At 53.2% G+C, this 18,330-nt stretch carries 17 protein-coding genes; 6 read left to right on the top strand and 11 right to left on the bottom strand.

All coding sequences use genetic code 11. The features are described 5' to 3' along the window. Window positions 1–423 precede the first annotated feature (423 nt). The 6 genes from ppsR (at window position 424) to AC0Z7K_RS05185 (ending at window position 6,442) form a co-directional block, all read left to right on the top strand. The gene (gene ppsR, locus AC0Z7K_RS05160; protein ID WP_413529835.1) at window positions 424–1,245 is read left to right on the top strand and encodes a posphoenolpyruvate synthetase regulatory kinase/phosphorylase PpsR; all 822 of its coding nucleotides are present in this window, start codon (window positions 424–426) and stop codon (window positions 1,243–1,245) included. A gap of 127 nt (window positions 1,246–1,372) precedes the next feature. Further along, window positions 1,373–2,419: a 3-deoxy-7-phosphoheptulonate synthase gene (locus AC0Z7K_RS05165; protein ID WP_413529836.1), complete on the top strand. Its 1,047-nt coding sequence runs from the start codon at window positions 1,373–1,375 to the stop codon at window positions 2,417–2,419. 355 nt (window positions 2,420–2,774) lie between these two features. Beyond that, entirely contained in the window at window positions 2,775–3,809 is a 1,035-nt protein-coding gene (locus tag AC0Z7K_RS05170) for a hemin-degrading factor (RefSeq protein ID WP_485613164.1), read from the top strand. Further along, window positions 3,806–4,636, top strand: a complete 831-nt coding sequence (locus tag AC0Z7K_RS05175; protein ID WP_485613165.1) for a heme/hemin ABC transporter substrate-binding protein — start codon at window positions 3,806–3,808, stop codon at window positions 4,634–4,636. Before AC0Z7K_RS05170 ends, AC0Z7K_RS05175 begins: the two co-directional genes overlap by 4 nt. 17 nt (window positions 4,637–4,653) lie before the next feature. Beyond that, complete coding sequence (locus tag AC0Z7K_RS05180) at window positions 4,654–5,661, top strand: FecCD family ABC transporter permease (protein ID WP_485613167.1); 1,008 nt, start codon at window positions 4,654–4,656, stop codon at window positions 5,659–5,661. Next, on the top strand, window positions 5,654–6,442 hold the full coding sequence (locus AC0Z7K_RS05185) for a heme ABC transporter ATP-binding protein (protein ID WP_485613169.1): 789 nt from the start codon (window positions 5,654–5,656) through the stop codon (window positions 6,440–6,442). The genes AC0Z7K_RS05180 and AC0Z7K_RS05185 overlap by 8 nt, the downstream gene beginning before the upstream one ends. Window positions 6,443–6,495: 53 nt before the next feature. Here the strand turns inward: AC0Z7K_RS05185 and AC0Z7K_RS05190 are convergent, their stop codons facing one another. The 11 genes from AC0Z7K_RS05190 to arnB all read right to left on the bottom strand — a co-directional run bounded on the left by AC0Z7K_RS05190 (window position 6,496) and on the right by arnB (window position 18,285). Next, entirely contained in the window at window positions 6,496–7,950 is a 1,455-nt protein-coding gene (locus AC0Z7K_RS05190; RefSeq protein ID WP_485613170.1) for a protein adenylyltransferase SelO, read from the bottom strand. Window positions 7,951–8,089: 139 nt separating this feature from the next. Then, a complete protein-coding gene (locus AC0Z7K_RS05195; protein WP_485613172.1) occupies window positions 8,090–8,818 on the bottom strand; it encodes an EAL domain-containing protein in 729 nt (242 codons plus the stop codon). Between the two features lie 327 nt (window positions 8,819–9,145). Then, entirely contained in the window at window positions 9,146–10,162 is a 1,017-nt protein-coding gene (gene lplA, locus AC0Z7K_RS05200) for a lipoate--protein ligase (protein ID WP_485613173.1), read from the bottom strand. 83 nt (window positions 10,163–10,245) lie between these two features. Continuing rightward, on the bottom strand, window positions 10,246–10,725 hold the full coding sequence (locus AC0Z7K_RS05205; protein ID WP_082465713.1) for an NlpC/P60 family protein: 480 nt from the start codon (window positions 10,723–10,725) through the stop codon (window positions 10,246–10,248). A gap of 157 nt (window positions 10,726–10,882) precedes the next feature. Then, window positions 10,883–11,272: a 4-amino-4-deoxy-L-arabinose-phosphoundecaprenol flippase subunit ArnF gene (arnF, locus tag AC0Z7K_RS05210; RefSeq protein WP_413529845.1), complete on the bottom strand. Its 390-nt coding sequence runs from the start codon at window positions 11,270–11,272 to the stop codon at window positions 10,883–10,885. Beyond that, the gene (arnE, locus tag AC0Z7K_RS05215) at window positions 11,269–11,601 is read right to left on the bottom strand and encodes a 4-amino-4-deoxy-L-arabinose-phosphoundecaprenol flippase subunit ArnE (protein WP_413529846.1); all 333 of its coding nucleotides are present in this window, start codon (window positions 11,599–11,601) and stop codon (window positions 11,269–11,271) included. The genes arnF and arnE overlap by 4 nt, the downstream gene beginning before the upstream one ends. After that, window positions 11,598–13,268 carry a lipid IV(A) 4-amino-4-deoxy-L-arabinosyltransferase gene (gene arnT, locus AC0Z7K_RS05220; protein WP_485613174.1) on the bottom strand — a complete coding sequence of 557 codons (1,671 nt, stop codon included), beginning with the start codon at window positions 13,266–13,268 and terminating at the stop codon, window positions 11,598–11,600. Before arnT ends, arnE begins: the two co-directional genes overlap by 4 nt. Continuing rightward, complete coding sequence (gene arnD / locus AC0Z7K_RS05225) at window positions 13,268–14,167, bottom strand: 4-deoxy-4-formamido-L-arabinose-phosphoundecaprenol deformylase (protein ID WP_413529848.1); 900 nt, start codon at window positions 14,165–14,167, stop codon at window positions 13,268–13,270. The genes arnT and arnD overlap by 1 nt, the downstream gene beginning before the upstream one ends. A gap of 13 nt (window positions 14,168–14,180) precedes the next feature. Continuing rightward, window positions 14,181–16,163 (bottom strand): bifunctional UDP-4-amino-4-deoxy-L-arabinose formyltransferase/UDP-glucuronic acid oxidase ArnA, encoded by a 1,983-nt coding sequence (arnA, locus tag AC0Z7K_RS05230; protein ID WP_485613175.1) that lies wholly within the window; start codon window positions 16,161–16,163, stop codon window positions 14,181–14,183. Next, the gene (arnC, locus tag AC0Z7K_RS05235) at window positions 16,163–17,143 is read right to left on the bottom strand and encodes an undecaprenyl-phosphate 4-deoxy-4-formamido-L-arabinose transferase (protein ID WP_413529850.1); all 981 of its coding nucleotides are present in this window, start codon (window positions 17,141–17,143) and stop codon (window positions 16,163–16,165) included. Before arnC ends, arnA begins: the two co-directional genes overlap by 1 nt. Next, window positions 17,143–18,285 carry a UDP-4-amino-4-deoxy-L-arabinose aminotransferase gene (arnB, locus tag AC0Z7K_RS05240; protein ID WP_485613176.1) on the bottom strand — a complete coding sequence of 381 codons (1,143 nt, stop codon included), beginning with the start codon at window positions 18,283–18,285 and terminating at the stop codon, window positions 17,143–17,145. Before arnB ends, arnC begins: the two co-directional genes overlap by 1 nt. Window positions 18,286–18,330: the final 45 nt, after the last annotated feature.

Below are 18,330 nucleotides of genomic sequence, written 5' to 3' on the forward strand. Positions count from 1 at the left end.
TCCTTTAAAACACGCGGTCATTTCGAGACTAGCATATTGATCCATAAGAACAGGACAGGTGAATCGATCCAGCAAATCAAACTATTTTTGTTTCGGATAATTCCACTGCGGCTTTGAATCCCCTTCCTATCTAAATCTCATAATTCCTTATGAATCAGTGATGAACCACCGGACACTTCGTCATGAACACTACGCTACCAAAGAAGCTGACGCGTTGCTGAAGCAAATCAAAAAGGTGCGGGATAACGCGAAAAAATTAAAATCCCATTTCATTTATTACAGTCATTTTGCGCAGTATCTCGCAGCAATGAACTTAAGAATGCCCGTCCGGAGAAATAGCCTTTTTATTTAGTGAATTTCTGGTTATTACTAAACGGGTTCCCGTAAGGGATAAGGCAAACAGAAAGAAATCAGGAGCGGTGAGTGGACAGATGTGTGTTTTACATTTCCGATGGCACTGCAATTACGGCGGAAGTTTTAGGCCATGCGGTGCTGTCACAATTTCCGGTGAATGCGACCACCTATTCCCTGCCCTTCGTAGAAAGTGAAGCGAGGGCGAAAACGGTCGTTCAGCAGATCAATGACATATTTGCAAAATCCGGTGATCGCCCACTGGTGTTCTATTCAATCGTTTCGCCCGATATTCGCAATATCATTAAAGCCAGCGAAGGGTTTTGTCAGGACATCGTTCAGTCGCTGGTGGCACCGCTGCAAAATGAGCTCGGCGTGGAACCGACGCCCATTGCTAACCGTACACACGGGCTGACCGCCAGCAATATCACCAAATACGATGCCCGTATCGCCGCCATTGATTACACGCTGGCGCATGATGATGGCATTTCGCTTCGTAATCTCGATCAGGCGCAGGTCATTTTGCTCGGCGTTTCCCGCTGCGGGAAAACACCGACCAGCCTTTATCTGGCGCTACAGTTTGGTATCCGTGCGGCCAACTACCCATTCACTGCCGATGATATGGATAACATCCAGCTGCCAGCCGCACTGAAACCCCATATGCATAAGCTATTCGGACTGACGATTGATCCCGAACGCCTGACTGCGATTCGCCAGGAGCGTGTAGAAAATAGCCGTTATGCATCACTGCGCCAGTGCCGGATGGAAGTCTCTGAGGTAGAAGCACTTTTCCGCAAAAATCAAATCCGCTATCTCAACAGCACCAATTATTCTGTGGAAGAGATTGCAGCAAAGATTATGGACAGTTTCGGAATGAGTCGGCGCATGTTCTGACCCTTTTGCTGATGTGAGTGGCATAACCGGCCAACAGTGGTTGAATTCATCTGTTTTTGAGTTATTGTGATCGCCATCACTTCCCGGTATTCCTGCCGCAGAGAAGAATCAAATTTTAGAGAGCACCATGTCACAAACAGATGAGCTGCGTACGACGCGCATCGACAGCCTGATTACGCCTCAGGCACTGGCAGATAAATTGCCAATATCCACGTCGGTCGCCCAACACGTGATGGCATCACGTAAACGTATTGAAAAAATAATTACCGGTGAAGACCCGCGCCTGCTGGTAGTGATCGGCCCTTGCTCGATTCATGATATTGAAGCTGCTATTGATTACGCAGGAAAGCTGAATGTGCTGCGTGAAAAATATCAGGATCGTCTTGAAATCGTAATGCGTACCTATTTCGAGAAACCCCGCACCGTGGTTGGCTGGAAAGGCCTGATTTCTGATCCCGAACTTAACGGTTCATGCCGTGTTAATGATGGTATAGAACTGGCGCGTAAGGTTCTGCTGGCGGTCAATCAGTTGGGTATTCCGACGGCGACCGAATTCCTGGATATGGTCATCGGCCAGTACATCGCTGATCTGATCAGCTGGGGCGCTATCGGTGCACGTACTACGGAGAGCCAGATCCACCGTGAAATGGCGTCTGCATTGTCCTGTCCGGTTGGCTTTAAGAACGGTACTGACGGCAACACACGTATCGCAATTGATGCCATGCGCTCTTCACGCACCAGCCATATGTTCCTGTCACCTGATAAAAACGGTCAGATGACCATTTACCGTACTGCCGGCAACCCTTACGGCCATGTGATCATGCGTGGCGGTAAGAAACCGAATTATCATGCTGAAGACCTGGAACAGGCATGCCTGAATCTGGCCGAGTTTGACCTGCCGCAGCGGCTGGTGGTGGATTTCAGCCACGGTAACTGCCAAAAGCAACACAAACGTCAGTTGGATGTGGCCGCGGATATTTGCGAACAAATCCGCGGCGGTTCGACCGCTGTCGCGGGCATCATGGCGGAAAGTTTCCTGATTGAAGGCACACAGCCTGTCGCCACCAACAAACCTCTGGTTTACGGAAAATCGATCACTGATCCTTGCCTGGGCTGGGAAGATACCGAAACGCTGCTAGCGATGCTGGCAGAGGCGACAGATAGCCGATTCTGATCGGTTGTGCTGGTAAAAGCGGAAAAACACCCTGGGCGACATTTTTGTTGCCCTTTTTTGTGCCTCTGCCTTGCTCACCTCCCCTTTCGCAACGCCCTGCCAGCAGCACTCCCCTTAGGTTATCCCACGGTATTTAAAGGGCTATTTGCCAGAAATTACATTCTGCCAACAAAAATTTTCTTGATGTGTTTCTGCAATGATTTGATAATGATTATCAAATTGATATTAATTCCCATTACCACCGCGTAAGCCAGCTTGGGCCTTTGGGGATAATATTTTACAAATCATTCACATAACAGCTCAAATTTTTATCTGCCCAATGGCGGATGACATTTAAGACTACGAGGAAACAGCCATGCTTTCTGTTCACTATCAAGATTATTTACAGGCCAAAGAAGCGAATCCAGGTAAATATGCCCGCGATCTGGCTGAAATTCTTGGCATCAGCGAAGCCGAATTAGCGGCCTTACGCGTTTCTCACGATGCAGCAAAACTGAAGGTTGATGCCCGTACTCTGCTGGCCACGCTGGAAAGCGTCGGTGGAACGAAATCCATTACACGTAACGACTATGCTGTTCACGAGCAGCAAGGCCATTATGCAAACCAGCATCTGAACGGCCATGCCGGGTTAATTCTCAATCCACGCGCGTTGGATCTGCGCTTGTTCCTGCAACACTGGGTGCACATTTTCAGCATGACGGAATCAACTCCGCGCGGCGATCGGCACAGCATTCAGTTTTTCGATGCCCAGGGCGACGCGGTGCATAAAGTCTATACCACCGATGAAACGGATATGGCGGTATGGAATGCGTTGGTGGCTCAGTACAAAACCGATATTAAGGCGTCGTTGCAACTGGAAGCCGTACCGGCAAATCCGGTGGTCAACACCGCCGATACCAATACTCTGGATGCCGAATGGCGCGCAATGACCGACGTTCATCAGTTCTTCCAGCTTCTGAAACGCCATGATGTAACCCGCCAGCAGGCTTTCAAAGCGGTAGGTGACGATCTGGCATGGCGTGTTGAAAACGGTTCTCTTACCCGTTTGCTGAATATCGCTAAAGACGATCAGAACGAGATCATGATTTTTGTTGGCAACAAAGGCTGCGTGCAGATCTTTACCGGCCAGATCGAAAAAGTGATGCCGCACGGTGAATGGATCAACGTCTTTAACCAGCGCTTCACGCTGCATTTGGTAGAAAGCGCCATCGCCGAAAGCTGGATCACCCGCAAACCAACTAAAGATGGTTTCGTCACCAGCCTGGAACTGTTCGCCGCCGACGGCACACAGATAGCCCAACTTTACGGTCAGCGTACCGAGGGCACGCCGGAGCAAACTCTGTGGCGCGAACAACTGGCTCAGCTCCGCAACGAAGGCGTTGCCGCATGAAGCACACTTTTAAAGTTCTGATCACTGCGGCGTCCTTACTGACGGCACCTGTTCTGCATGCCGCAGAAAAGCTGGTGAGCATCGGCGGTGACGTCACGGAGATCGTTTACGCGCTGGGCGCAGGCGATCAACTGGTAGCGCGTGACAGCACCAGTTTACGCCCAAAGGCGGTGCTCACTTTGCCGGACGTCGGTTATATGCGCCAGCTGAATACCGAAGGTATTCTCTCCATGCACCCGACGTTGGTGCTTAGCAGCGAGCTGGCAGAACCGTCACTGGTGTTACAGCAACTGGCGCAAAACGGGGTAAAAGTGATCCGCGTGCCGGGCACGGCTTCAGTGGATACCGTACCGAAAAAAATCGACGTAATTGCTAAGGCGCTGGGCCGTCAGGCCGAAGGTGAAAAGCTGATCGCCACCTACCGCACGCAGCTTGCAGCCATTAAGCACGAAACCTTGCCGGTCAAAATGTTATTCGTGATGAGCCACGGCGGCATGAGTTCTATGGCCGCAGGTCAGGATACGGCAGCAGATGCGATGATAACCTCCGTGGGCGCCAAAAATGCCATGCAGGGGTTCAGCCGCTATCGTCCTCTGTCACAGGAAGGCGTAATTGCCAGTTCACCGGACATCCTGCTGCTAACCGCAGACGGAATTAAAACCCTGGGAGGCATGGATCAGGTGTGGAAATTACCGGGTGTGGCGATGACGCCAGCGGGTAAAAACAAGCGCGTTCTGGTGCTGGATGATATGTCCCTGCTTGGTTTTGGATTGCAAACTCCGGCAGTGATGGCACAGCTTCGTCAGGCGGCGGAAAGCGTGAAATGAGCAGCATGAGCCCCCCAATGCCATCACGTCGGCGCTCACCTGTTTGGGCACTGACGGGTCTCGGCGGAGCTCTGTTGCTGCTGGCAATTCTGGCGGCAAATACCGGCGCGATGTCCCTTTCGCTCCGAACGCTGATGGGTTTACCGCTCAATGACGGCTTATGGCAGGTCTGGCTGACCGTACGCCTGCCCCGCGTGTTGCTGGCGGTGGTGGTCGGCTGCGCACTGGCCAGCTCCGGCGCGGTCATGCAAGGGTTGTTCCGCAATCCGCTGGCCGATCCCGGATTACTGGGAATAAGCTCCGGCGCGGCGCTGGCGGTGGCGCTGACCATCGTCATGCCGTTCGCCCTGCCGCCGTTGCTGGCGCTTTACAGCCATATGATCAGCGCCTTCGTCGGCAGCCTCGCTATTTCACTTATCGTGTTCACACTGAGCCGTTTCGGACACGGCGGGTTATCGCGCCTTCTGCTGGCGGGTATTGCCATTAATGCGCTGTGCGGCGCGGCAGTTGGCGTGCTGACCTATATCAGTGACGATCAGCAGCTGCGTCAGTTCTCCTTGTGGAGTATGGGCAGCCTCGGGCAGGCGCAATGGCCGACGCTGGCCGTCGCTTCCTCCCTTATTCTGCCTGCCTGCATTGCGACCTTCTTTATGTCCCGACGCCTGAATATTCTGCAACTGGGCGAAGAGGATGCGCATTATCTTGGCGTGAATGTCCGGCGTACGCAGTTGCAGTTACTGCTGCTGAGCGCTCTGCTGGTCGGTGCTGCGGTGGCGGTATCGGGCGTGATTGGCTTTATCGGCCTGGTGATCCCGCATTTGCTGCGCCTGCGCATTGGCGCCGATCACCGCTGGTTATTGCCGGGCTCGGCGATGGCAGGAGCCTGTCTGTTGCTGCTGGCCGATACTCTGGCGCGCACGCTCGTGGCACCAGCGGAAATGCCGGTCGGTCTTATCACCAGCATCATCGGCGGCCCTTATTTTTTATGGCTGATCCTGCGCCCGGGAGTGCCACGCAATGTCTGATATATCTTCATCCCTGATCGCAGAGAATCTGGTCTATTCCATTGAAGGACGCAGGTTGATTGATGATGTCTCGCTCAGCCTGCACAGCGGTGAAATGGTCGCGCTGATTGGCCCGAACGGCGCAGGAAAGTCCACGCTGATGCGCATGCTCACTGGCTTTCTGGTGCCGCAAAAAGGGCATTGCTCACTGCAAGGTAAACCACTGACCGAATGGCCTGCGCAGGAACTGGCGCGAACCCGGGCGGTGATGCGCCAGAACAGTACGCTGGCGTTCGGGTTTAGCGTGCGGGAAGTGCTGACGCTTGGGCGTTCACCGCACGGCCAGCTGAATATGCAACATGCGCTGGCCGACGTCATGACGCAAACCGGGTGTCTGAATCTGGCCGATCGCGATTACCGGCATCTTTCTGGCGGCGAACAGCAGCGCGTCCAGCTGGCTCGCGTATTGATCCAGCTGTGGCAGCCGGTACCTTCTCCACGCTGGCTGTTTCTGGATGAACCAACCTCTGCGCTGGATTTGTATCATCAGCAACATGCATTGCGTCTGTTACGTCAGTTAACGCAAGAGACGCCGCTCTCCGTATGCTGCGTACTGCACGATCTGAATCTGGCGGCGCTGTATGCCGACCGGATTATTCTGCTGCACAGCGGGAGAGTGGTTGCCAGCGGGAAGCCAGCTGAGGTGTTAAATGAAGAGACGCTGAGCCGTTGGTATCAGGCTGATCTGAACGTTTGCGCCCATCCTGAAACCCAATTACCCCAGGTTTTCCTGCGCCAGTAGCATTCCTCATTAAAACTGCGCCACAGAAATTTTTGCCTGTGGCGCAAAGTGGATCAGCTGGAGCAGGAAATTTCCAGATGTTTACCCCAGTCCGGCGGCAGAGCGGCCAGAGAGTCGTATTGCGGATTATCGCTGTACGGGTCACAAAGTGCCTGATGTAATTGCGTCAGCGCGCTGATGTCGTCCACTTCGGCTTTTTCGATCGCCTGCTGAGCCAGATAATTACGTAAAATAATGCGCGGATTACTCTGTTTCATCGCCTGCTGACGCGTTGCGTCATCCACGCCTTCTTCCTGCAACCGCTGGCGATAATCCTGGTACCAGCTATCAAACGCTGCGCGATCGATGAATTCATCACGCAGCGGCGAACTGGCCTGTTGCTGTTCGACCTCACTCAGCATGCGGAACGTTCGTGTGAAATCCCGTCCCTCTTTCGCCATCAGGCTCAGTAATCCGGTCAGCAAATTGTTGTCCTGCTTATTTTCGCTGAAAAAGCCCAGTTTGCCGCGCATCAGCGTGCCGTAAGCTTTCATCAACGCCGGCTCATACTCGCCCAGAGCTGCCTGTAACTGTTCGGTGCTCATCAGGCCGGAAAGCGTCTGCGCCAGGCGATGCAAGTTCCAGTAGGCCACCGCAGGCTGATTATCGTAGCTGTAGCGCCCCTGATGATCCGAGTGGTTGCAGATGTAACCCGGCTGATAATCATCGAGAAATCCGTACGGACCGTAATCCATCGTCAGGCCGAGGATCGACATATTGTCAGTATTCATTACGCCATGCGCGAACCCGACGCTCTGCCACTGTGCGATCATCGTTGCCGTACGCTCAACAACCTCTGTGAACCACCGCTGATAACGCTGCGCTTCCACCGGTTCACTTTCCAGCAACTGCGGCCAGTGATGCGCGATGACGTAATCTGCCAGTTGCTTCACTTGTTCAGGTTGTTTTCGATAATAAAAATGCTCGAAGTGACCGAAGCGGATATGGCTTTCGGCAATGCGCATCAGCATTGCGCCGCGCTCCGGTTGTTCGCGAAATACCGGCTGATCGCTGGTCACGATAGTCAGCGCGCGCGTCGTTGGAATGGCTAAATGGTGCAGCGCTTCGGAAGCCAGAAACTCACGCACCACAGAACGCAGTACCGCGCGGCCATCGCCCATGCGTGAATAAGGCGTCAGCCCCGCGCCTTTGAGATGCCAGTCAACCCGTTTACCCTCGGGCAACACCTGTTCGCCGAGCAAAATACCGCGCCCGTCGCCCAGTTGCCCTGCCCACTGACCAAACTGATGGCCGCTGTAGACCTGCGCCAGCGGTAACATGCCGGGGAAAAATTTTTCGCCACACCAGAATTCCCGATGATCATGGTCGAAAAGTGTCTTATTAAGACCCAGTTCTTTCGCCAGCGGTGCGCTGTGATAAAGAAGCCGTGCGCCCTTAAGCGGCGTCGGTTGCAGTGCGGTATAAAATCCGCCGAGCTGGTCGGCATAGTGATGTTCGAATAGCGGCATAAATCCCCCTTTTCTTAAGTGTAGAGCCGCGCCGCCGCGATTAACACGGAGTAACAGCAGGGAGATAGGTGGTGATTAACAAAAATCCCGGCACAGCGCAGGCTGGCCGGGATTAGGATGCATTAAGTGAGACGGCCGATTAATTAAATTGGACAGGCCTGACAAGCAGACTGTCGAGTTGCTCAGGGTCGACGCCCGGCCACAGTAAGCCTTTCAGCCCCTGTACATCTTTCTTGCGCAGGGCGTCAAAATAGTCCTGATTATCAAGGCCATATACCACAATATTACGGCAAAAACGGTTCACGTTTCTCAGTAATGAAGGCATGACGATAGAGAAATGCTCCCCCTCGTATAATTGCCAGAACAAATTTTTATCCAGCTTCACCCACTGAAAAAGATGATCGAAAATGGGCGCCATGGTGATGTTGCCTGAGCCGAAATTGTCTAACCAAAGGTCGAAATGCTGTTTTAACGCCATTAGCTGCTGATTATTGCGGCCATCAGAAAGCTGCGGAAATGACTCACTGAGATTGAGCTGGACGAAAGCGTGGGTTTTGAAGGCATCGCGCAGGATTTCATCCTCCAGCAAAATCGCCACCAGTCTTTCTTCGACGCCGATGTTCAATATCACCTGATTGTCACTAAACCATTGTGCATGCTGAGCAGCCCAAAGCTGTTGTTCGTTGAGAAAACGCAACAGCTGAGCCTGAGACAGCAGGTTTAAAACCAGTTCTGTCGGCATAGTTAACTTGCTGTCTGTGCTGGAAAAGCGACAAATTAATTCAATCGCCAGCAATTTCCCCTCAACGGAGTAAATCGGCTGACACAGAAAGCTGCTGTTAAAGGCCGTATCGAATTGTATTTTCATTATTTTCCAAAACTCAACGGCACTACGAGTTGACTGAGGCCTTTCTTATTTATCCTTCCACAGAAATGACGGAAGCCCGAGGTATCAAAGAAATATGAGGAATTTAATATCAAAATCAAGTTTAGGACTAATCTTATCGCCAGCTTCCTAAACGTGCAACGTCGGGCTTGTTGCGGGGAGATTTTGCAGCAAAGATTCAGCCTCCCACGCACTTTTTCATGCGCAGAATCTGCGAAACCACAAACTTTTCGCCAGTGGTTATAAGGTGTCGTGAAATTTTGCGAATACTCCGGAGACCGCGCCATCGGCGCTCTCCGGGTTTTAAAGTTATTGTACGCAACGGACAAGCCAGGTTCGCAGTTCCGTTAACTCGGCACTGAGGGCCGGAAATTGTTCAATTATGTTGTCGCAGGCCAATGAAACATCCTGCGCGCGGTATCGCGTTCCGGATAGTCGCTCAGCCAGAGCCAATAAAGGTGCCGGATTGAGGCTGTCAGTGAAAATTTGCGCCCGGCTGATATTGCCCTTTTCCACATCAAAGTGGATATCCACGCCGCCCCAGACAAAGCGTTCATTAAGTTCGTGGCTGAAAGCCGGCGCTTTACCGAAGTTCCATTCCCAGCTGCTTTGTTTGGCGAACCGTTCCGGAAAACCGGGTAAATCGGGGAAGACATCGGGGGAAATGATCTCCGGTTCAACACGCTGGCCGTACCAGTTAAAGAAGGCATCGGTGACAGCTGCGCAAATCTGGTCGTGATGAATGTCAGGCACAAATTCGTTGAGATTCGCCACCCGCGAGCGCACAGAGGTGATGCCTTTGGCCTGCAGTTTTTTGACATCGGGGTTGAGGTAGTTTGCCAAACGGCTGAGATCGGCATTAAGTAATAAAGTGCCGTGGTGAAAACCGCGATCGGCTGTTTCACGATAGGCGGACCCGGAAATTTTCCGCTCACCTTCAGAAGTCTGCACCACCAGATCATTGCGGCCAGATGCACTGGCATCAATTCCCAACGCTTTTAGCGCATTGAGAATGATGCCGGTAGACACACTTTTGTCGTATTCAGGTTTACCTGCCATAAAAGTAAAACAGGTATTGCCGAGATCGTGGAAAACAGCCCCGCCCCCGCTGCTGCGGCGAGCCAGCCTGATACCGTCTTCTTCCATCCTGCGGGTATTACATTCTTTCCACGGATTTTGCGCCTGCCCGATAACCACGGTTTCTGCATTACGCCACAGAAACAGCACGCGCTGATTGGTGGTCATTTCGCGAAAAATGCAGTCTTCGACGGCAAGGTTGAACCAGGGATCGTAAGAGTCGGAGAGTAATAATCTGAGAGGTGTCATCGCGTATTCATCCTGAAAAAGTCTCTCTCGATAATAACAGCAAAAATCAGGATCAAATACGCGGGGAAATCAGGGAGAATCGGTCAGATGCGCCGCGCCTGCCAGTAGACTTTGCGCCAGTAGACGTTATCGAGCGAAGAGCGCGTAACTCCCTGACTGGTAGATGCATGAATAAACTGATCGGCGGTGTCGTAGATGCCGACGTGTAATCCATTTTCACCGCTGCCGGTTTTAAAGAAAACCAGGTCGCCGGGAAGCAACTCGTCACGGGAAACTTTGGTACCGATTTTGGTTTGATCGGCGGTGGTGCGGGGAAGCACTACGCCAAAGCGATCGCGGTAAGTACGAAAAACAAAACCGGAACAATCGACGCCGCTCGGTTGCAATCCGCCATAACGATAAGGTGCGCCATGCCACTGACTGAGCTGATCGTTAAGCTCGGCGACCACGGTGATGGAATCGGCGAAGCGGCCACTTGGCGGCGGAGCGTGGCTGCTACAGCCGTTCAGAATTAATGCGGCAACAGCCAGCAGGGAATACATGGATACGGACGACCAGCGCATAGTGCATTCCTTCTTCAATCGCGTCACGGCTGAGGCCATAACGCGAGAATTTACGCGGGCCGGATAAGTCGCCGTTATCTAAGAACTAATAGAATTTAGCGCTATTTTATCCGTCATCCAACCTTTAAATGATGATTTTTATCGTGGCCGGACCGTCTCAGTGAGGATTTTTAGCCGGTTTACTGTGGATCACCCACACACCGGTGAGGATCAGCATCCCGCCGAGAGTTTTGGTTAAGCTGATGCTTTCATTGAACCACGGCAGCGTGACGGCAGCGACGTAAACCAGCGCATAGCTCAGGCTGAGCAAGGTATAAGCACGGTTGAGCGGTAAAACGCGCAGCGCGAAGAACCAGCAGGCCATGGAAAGCGCATAGCCGCACAGCCCGAAAAGCACTGCCGTCAGTGCACTTAAGTGATTCTGTATAAAGAGAATGTTAATGTCAGAAAGTGAAAACCACGGGATTTGCACCATCCCCCACTTCATCAACAGTTGCGCCACCGTCACTAACAGTACGCTGGCCCCGCCCCACAGGTATCCTTTCATAGACTGACACTCATCAACGCGATGCCCGACATGATCAGTGCCACGCCAAACCAGTGTCGGCCATCGACGTGTTCATGGAAAAACCCACGGGCGCAGAGCGTGACAAGGACAAAATTCAGGCTGAGCATCGGATACGCCAGGCTGAGCGGCAGAAGCTGTAAAACCCGCAGCCACAGCAGCATCGCGATGCCCAGTAACAGCACCGCCAGCGCCAGCCAGCGCAGGACGCGGGCCAGTCCCTTGCCTGAAACCTGCGCGGCCTGCTTCTGACAAAGCTGGCCGGCACAGGTGATTACGCTTACCGCCAGCACCAGTAGGAATCCGGTCATGGCAGTTTTTTGTAGAACAGCAAGGCCAGACGGTTCATCTGTTCGGTCTGATCCGCCTTTGGTAACTTCGCGGTAGAGACAATATTGCTGTCGAGTTTGATGACCACTGAAACATTCCCCTCCTGCCGCGCTTTTTGTAACCATGCAGGAAAACCGGCGGCATTCACAAATTTCTCCTGTGCATCAGGATAACTCAGGCCGTATTCCAGCTCGCCCCTTTCATCAAACATCATGATATCACTGCGCTTAAGCATCCACGCCAGGCCGGTCGCGACGCCGACGTTGTCCGCCAGAATGTAACGACTGTCAAGAAGCAGCACACTGTTTTTATCGAGGAACGCCTGCGGCTGTTTGGAGTCGATCACCTTTTGCGGGATCGCCTGACCAATCAGCAGCGCCAGCACCAGCGGGCAACCTGCAGCCCAGTACCAGCGTTTTCGCAAATCCGTCAGTGACATCGCACCGGCGAGCGCCCACACGGCAAAACACAGAATGCCGATCAGCGCGCGCGGCATCTCCGCACGGCCAAACACGGCTTTCACATGCACAGGCAAGATACCTGAGATCACTAACACCGCAACGGCCATCAGCAAACCAAAGACGATATTAATGATGCCGTTGGCTTTCAGCGCGCGTAATTTTCCGGACTGGCGGATCTGTTCGAGATGATCGGCCATCAGCAACGCCAGTGGCGCAAAGCACGGCAGAATATAGGTCGGCAGTTTTCCTTTGGCGATGCTGAAGAAAATCAGCGGCATAATCGCCCAGCTCAACAGGAAAAACAGTTCCGGGCGCATAACACGTTTAGTCCACCCCTCGCGCAAAGCACCCGGCAGCAGACCCAGCCACGGCAGCGCCCCCAGAAAGAGTACCGGCAGATAGTACCAGAATGGGGCTTTGTGCTGTGCATCAGCTTCTGCAAAGCGCTGAACATGCTCAACCCAGAAGAAATAGCGCCAGTAATCCGGCTCCTGACGAGCGATGGCCAGCACCCACGGCAGGCTCAGCGCCACGGCGCTGACAATCGCCAGCGGCCCCCAGCCGAACAAAGTTTTGAAACGCTTTTCGCGCCAGACAATCGGCAGGACGGCGATCACCGGCAATGCCAGCGCCAGAAATCCTTTGGTCATGAAACCCATACCGCAGGCCAGTCCCAGTACTATCCAGCTAATGGCTTTTTGCGGCGTGCGGGATACGCGCAGACAGAAATAGCTGGCGACCATCGCGGCGGTCATCCACAGGGTGATCATCGGATCCAGCACGCTGTAAGTGCCGATGCTAAACACCAGCGTGCAGGAAAGATAAATCAGCGTAGCGATGTATGCAGTCTGGCGGTTACGCCACATCAGATTGGCCAGCCAGAAAACCAGTAAGGCGCTGATCATCGTGCTAAACACTGAGCCAAAGCGCACAGCAAAGTTGCTGTCACCAAAAATCATCTGGCTTAGATTATTGAACCAGTAGCCCGCCACCGGTTTTTCAAAATAGCGTAAACCCAGCAGATGTGGCACCACCCAGTCGCCACGCTGAAGCATTTCGCGGCTGATCTCGGCATAACGGGTTTCATCGGGTTGCCATAACAGGCGGGTATTGAGAGGAACAAGATAAACCAGGGCGAAGAACACCAGAACCAGTGTGCTCCACACGCTTTTATATGCTTTCGACATCAGGAAAAACCTTCTTGCTGACAACCTAACCAGCCTTCCCGTCCGGGGAAACTGGCGCGAATCACTTTGCCTTTGGGCAGTGAACTGAGATCTTCGGGCAACAAATCCCCCAGCGCACAGAACCTGATCCCCTGCGCCGCAGCACGGGTTAACAGCTCTTCAAACTGCGCTGCCAGCGACATTCCTTCCACTTCCGCGTGAATGGTGTACACCGGCACGCCTTCATCCTGCGCGATGGCTTCAAGGATAAAGTCATTGAAGTTATCGGCGTTGATGTCCCCACCGGCAACTTCGTCATAGGTCGGTAGCGTCACCGGAATTTGTACCGTGCCAAGAGTGCCATTTTCCAGCACCGGCAGGAACGGATATTTCCCGCGACAATCGCTGTTGTAATAAAAATGGAACCGTTCTTTGACTTCGATAACGCGTTCATCAGCGCGCCAGCCAGCCACCGCCGAGCATTCAACATCATGACCGAGGCTTTTTTCCAGCGCGTCGAGACCCAACTGAATTTGCTGTTGCAACTGTTCCTCAGACCATTTACCCACTTTCGCCTGCCAGCCCTGATGATCCCAGGCGTGTAGGCCGACTTCATGGCCACGTTTGGCGGTTTCTTTCATCAGATAACCGAGATCGCGCGCAATAGGCTTACCCGGCCACGCAGTACCGGCCAGTAAGATATCCCAGCCGTAGAGTGACGCGGCATTCGAGCGCAGCATCTTCCATAAAAAGCGCGGTTTAAGCAGGCGCCACAAGTGACGCCCCATGTTGTCCGGCCCGACGCTGAAGAAGAAACTTGCAGTAATATTATGTTTCGCAAGCACTTGCAGAAGCTGAGGGACACCCTCGCGGGTGCCACTCCAGGTATCTACATCAATGCGCAGACCCACTTTCTTCATGAATGGCACCGTTTCAGGACTGACCAGATTCAGGGTTCACTGAGCGCAGGAAGAAGTCCAGCGTATCGGCAACGGTTTTATCCATGCCCACTTCCGGTTTCCAGCTCAGCAGACGACGGGCATTTTTGATGCTCGGCGTGCGATGTTCCACGTCCTGATAACCTTTGCCGTAATAAGTGCTGCTCTCGACCAGATTGAAACCTGCAAACGGCGGGAACTGTGCGCGCAGCGGATGCGCTTCAAAGCTCGCCAGCAGCATTTCCGCCAGTTCACGAATGCTCGCTTCGTTGGTCGGGTTACCTATGTTGATGATCTGGCCATCACACAGATTGTCTCGGTTTTCGATGATGCGGAACAGCGCTTCGATACCGTCGTTGATGTCAGTGAAGCAACGCTTTTGTTCGCCGCCGTCCACCAGTTTGATCGGAGAACCTTCCACAAGATTTAGGATCAGCTGCGTGATCGCGCGGGAACTGCCGATACGCGCGGCGTCGAGGTTATCCAGACGCGGCCCCATCCAGTTGAACGGACGGAACAGGGTAAATTTCAGACCTTCTTTGACGCCATACGCCCAAATCACACGGTCCAGCAATTGCTTGGACACCGAGTAAATCCAGCGCTGTTTGTTGATTGGCCCGACGATCAAACGTGAATTATCCTCATCAAATTCTTTGTCATCACACATACCGTAAACTTCGGAAGTAGACGGGAAGATGATGCGTTTTTTGTATTTGACACAATCGCGAACGATTTTGAGGTTTTCTTCGAAATCGAGTTCGAATACGCGCAGTGGGTTGCGGGTATATTCGATCGGCGTAGCGATCGCCACCAGTGGCAGCACGACGTCACATTTTTTAATGTGATATTCGATCCACTCGGAATGAATGCTGATATCGCCTTCAACAAAGTGGAAATGTGGATTGCCCATGAAGCGACTGATCGCGTCGGAACTGATATCAAGACCGTAGATTTCGTAACGATCTTCGCGCAGCAAACGCTCGCTCAGGTGATTACCGATAAAACCGTTCACACCGAGGATCAGGACGCGGGTACGGCGTTTCATCACGGCGGTTGGCAATGTAGAAAGACGCATTTCCGGCATGATGCCTAATTCCAGCGCCAGTCGGGAGCCCTGAACGTACAGGCCATTTTCACTCTGACCAGCCTGAATTTCCAGTGCGCCCTCGCCACAGGCGATGGTCAGCGGATTAGCAGAAAGCACGGTGCCCGGCTGTTTATCATGCTGAGTAGTGAGCGGCAGCGCGCGCCATACTGTCAATTTACGCTGTCCGAGGTACGTGAAAGCGCCCGGATATGGCTCAGTGACGGCGCGGATCAGGTTATTAATTTCAGTTGCCGGTTTGTGCCAGTGAATTTCACCATCAGCCGCCGTGCGGCGACCAAAATAACTCGCCTGCGCTTCATCTTGCGGCGTCAGGGTGATTTTCCCGGCTTTCATTTCCGGCAGTAAATCCGTCAGCAAATCTTTCGCAGCGTCGCGTACTTTGGCATGCAGCTTCAGCGCGGTGTCATCAGCCGTGATGGCAACTTTGCGCTGGCCAACGATATCGCCCGCATCAGGACGTTTCACCATTTCATGCAGGGTCACGCCGGTTTCGGTTTCGCCGTTGAGCAACGCCCAGTTTACCGGCGCACGGCCACGGTAGCGCGGCAGCAGAGAACCGTGCAAATTGAAGCCGCCCTTCGGCGCCAGAGACAGAATGTCTTCGCTCAGCATGTTGCGGTAATAGAATGAGAAAATGACATCAGGCTGCAAGGCACGAATGCGGTCAACCCACAGCGGATGATTAACGTCTTCCGGCGCGTACACCGGCAGATTTAACTCAGCGCCCTGACGAGCAACGGAGGAAAAGAACTGGTTCTCATTCGGCGCGTCCGTATGGGTAAAGACCGCCTGAACGTCATAACCGGCATCAACCAGAGCCTGCAAACCAACGCAACCAATATCATGGTAGGCAAATACAATCGCTTTCATCACTCTTCTTCCTGACTGTTTTCTTCGGAACGAACGCCGACGACTTTTTGAACGAAATAACGGGGACGTGCACGAACATCGTTATAGATCCGCCCGATGTATTCACCGAGTAATCCCATGCCGACAAACTGCGCACCGATAAACATAAATAACAATGCAAATAGCGTAAACACGCCTTCCGCCGCCCATTCAGGGCCGTTGATAAGGCGCATCAGAATCAAAAACACCGCCAGCACAAATCCGAAAAGGGCAATCACACTGCCTACAACGCTGAGCATGCGCAACGGGGTAGTCGTCAGGCAGGTGATCAGGTCGTACATCAGATTGATAAGCTTCATCAGGCTGTATTTGGAATCACCAAATTCACGTTCGGAATGCTGAACCGGAATTTCCACGGTTTTACGCGCAAAGGTATTGGCGAGGATAGGAATAAACGTGCTGCGCTCATGGCAATGCAACATGGCTTCAATGATGTGACGGCGGTACGCACGCAACATGCAGCCGTAGTCGCCCATCGATTTACCGGTAGCCCGCTGGATCATCATGTTGATCATCTTCGACGCGGTTTTACGGAACCATGAGTCGCGACGGTTTGCGCGAACGGTGCCCACGACGTCGTAACCCTCATCGGCTTTAGCAACCAGACGAGGAATTTCCTCCGGCGGGTTTTGCAGATCGGCATCGAGCGTGATCACCAGATCACCGGTCACATGGCTGAAACCGGCCATGATCGCCGAGTGCTGACCATAATTACGGTTGAGTAAAACGGCGACGATGTGACTGTCAGGTTGTTCTGCGGCGGCGGAAAGCATGTCGCCGGAGCTGTCTGAGCTGCCGTCATCCACCAGAATAATTTCGTATTTTTGGGTCAGTTGCTGACAAGCGGCCTGTGTACGCGATAACAACGCGGGCAGGCTTTCTTCTTCGTTGTAGACCGGGATGACCACCGAGACTTTACGAATGGGTTCATAATGCGCCACTACTGCGCCTCCAAAAGGGAAAAGAGAGCTGCGACAACACGGTCAACATCGCTGTCTTGCATATCAGGGAAAAGTGGCAGGCTGCATAAACAGGCGGAGTTCCATTCGCTGTGAGGCAGGCTGAGTTGCGGATAACGTTCGCGGTAATATTTTTGAGTATGCGCGGCACGGAAATGTAAACCGGTACCGATGCCCTGCTCTTTCAGGCGTTCCATCAACGCATCACGGCTGATGCCGCAGCGTTTCTCATCCACGCGGATCATGAACAAGTGCCAGGCGTGAAGATGCGGATAGTCAGGCACGCTCATCGGCAAATAGGCCGAGCCCTGCAGCTTGTCGAGATAACGTTGAGCCAGTTCGGTACGGCGGGCATTCATTTCATTCAGGCGCTTTAGCTGGACGACGGCAATGGCGGCATGAATATCGGAAAGGTTGTACTTAAAGCCCGGCTCGACCACTTCTGCCTGTGGTTTGCGTCCCTGAACCTGACGGTCAAAGGCATCGACGGCCAGACCATGGAATTTCAGTGCGCGCACCTTTGCCGCCAGCTCGTCGTCGTCAGTGGCAATCAGGCCACCTTCGGCACAAGTCATGTTTTTAATGGCGTGGAAGGAGAAAATGGCCGTTCCCTGCGCGCCAATCCAGCGATCCCGGTAACGGGTACCGGCAGCGTGGGCGGCATCTTCAATCACCGCAATACCGTGCTGATTTGCTACGGCATAAATGGGGTCGAGATCTAAGGGCGCTCCGGCGTAATGCACCGGAATAATCGCTTTAGTTCTTGGCGTGATGGCCGCCGCAATGGCTTCGGCGCTGACCATTAATGTATCGGGGTCAACATCAATCATCACCGGCTCGGCACCGAGCAGAACGATCATGTTGATGGTAGAAACCCAGGTTTGGGAAGGGGTGATGACTTCGTCGCCAGGACCGATACCCATTGCCATCAAGGTAACGTGCATTCCGCCGGTTGCGGAACTGACCGCAATAGCATGTTTACAACCGAAAGCCGCAGAGAAATCTTGTTCAAGCTGATGTGTTTGCGGGCCGGTAGTTATCCAGCCTGAACGCAATACTTGCCCTACAGCCTCGATCTCTTCTTCGCCCATAGACGGGCGGGAAAAAGGCAAAAAGTTTTCCATGACACTATCCCAAAAGGTAATTAGCTCACAACGACTGTAGACTGC

The sequence above is a fragment of the Rahnella sp. 1L-D-7-B-C2 genome, from assembly GCF_057290995.1.

What these genes read in the sequence shown, in the direction of transcription:
- AC0Z7K_RS05205 (WP_082465713.1), bottom strand. Translation starts at nt 10,725, where the DNA reads ATGCGCTGGTCGTCCGTATCCATGTATTCCCTGCTGGCTGTTGCCGCA.
- lplA (WP_485613173.1), bottom strand. Translation starts at nt 10,162, where the DNA reads ATGACACCTCTCAGATTATTACTCTCCGACTCTTACGATCCCTGGTTC.
- arnD (WP_413529848.1), bottom strand. Translation starts at nt 14,167, where the DNA reads ATGAAGAAAGTGGGTCTGCGCATTGATGTAGATACCTGGAGTGGCACC.
- AC0Z7K_RS05190 (WP_485613170.1), bottom strand. Translation starts at nt 7,950, where the DNA reads ATGCCGCTATTCGAACATCACTATGCCGACCAGCTCGGCGGATTTTAT.
- arnA (WP_485613175.1), bottom strand. Translation starts at nt 16,163, where the DNA reads ATGAAAGCGATTGTATTTGCCTACCATGATATTGGTTGCGTTGGTTTG.
- arnT (WP_485613174.1), bottom strand. Translation starts at nt 13,268, where the DNA reads ATGTCGAAAGCATATAAAAGCGTGTGGAGCACACTGGTTCTGGTGTTC.
- AC0Z7K_RS05170 (WP_485613164.1), top strand. Translation starts at nt 2,775, where the DNA reads ATGCTTTCTGTTCACTATCAAGATTATTTACAGGCCAAAGAAGCGAAT.
- AC0Z7K_RS05180 (WP_485613167.1), top strand. Translation starts at nt 4,654, where the DNA reads ATGCCATCACGTCGGCGCTCACCTGTTTGGGCACTGACGGGTCTCGGC.
- AC0Z7K_RS05195 (WP_485613172.1), bottom strand. Translation starts at nt 8,818, where the DNA reads ATGAAAATACAATTCGATACGGCCTTTAACAGCAGCTTTCTGTGTCAG.
- AC0Z7K_RS05185 (WP_485613169.1), top strand. Translation starts at nt 5,654, where the DNA reads ATGTCTGATATATCTTCATCCCTGATCGCAGAGAATCTGGTCTATTCC.
- arnE (WP_413529846.1), bottom strand. Translation starts at nt 11,601, where the DNA reads ATGACCGGATTCCTACTGGTGCTGGCGGTAAGCGTAATCACCTGTGCC.
- AC0Z7K_RS05165 (WP_413529836.1), top strand. Translation starts at nt 1,373, where the DNA reads ATGTCACAAACAGATGAGCTGCGTACGACGCGCATCGACAGCCTGATT.
- arnB (WP_485613176.1), bottom strand. Translation starts at nt 18,285, where the DNA reads ATGGAAAACTTTTTGCCTTTTTCCCGCCCGTCTATGGGCGAAGAAGAG.
- AC0Z7K_RS05175 (WP_485613165.1), top strand. Translation starts at nt 3,806, where the DNA reads ATGAAGCACACTTTTAAAGTTCTGATCACTGCGGCGTCCTTACTGACG.
- arnF (WP_413529845.1), bottom strand. Translation starts at nt 11,272, where the DNA reads ATGAAAGGATACCTGTGGGGCGGGGCCAGCGTACTGTTAGTGACGGTG.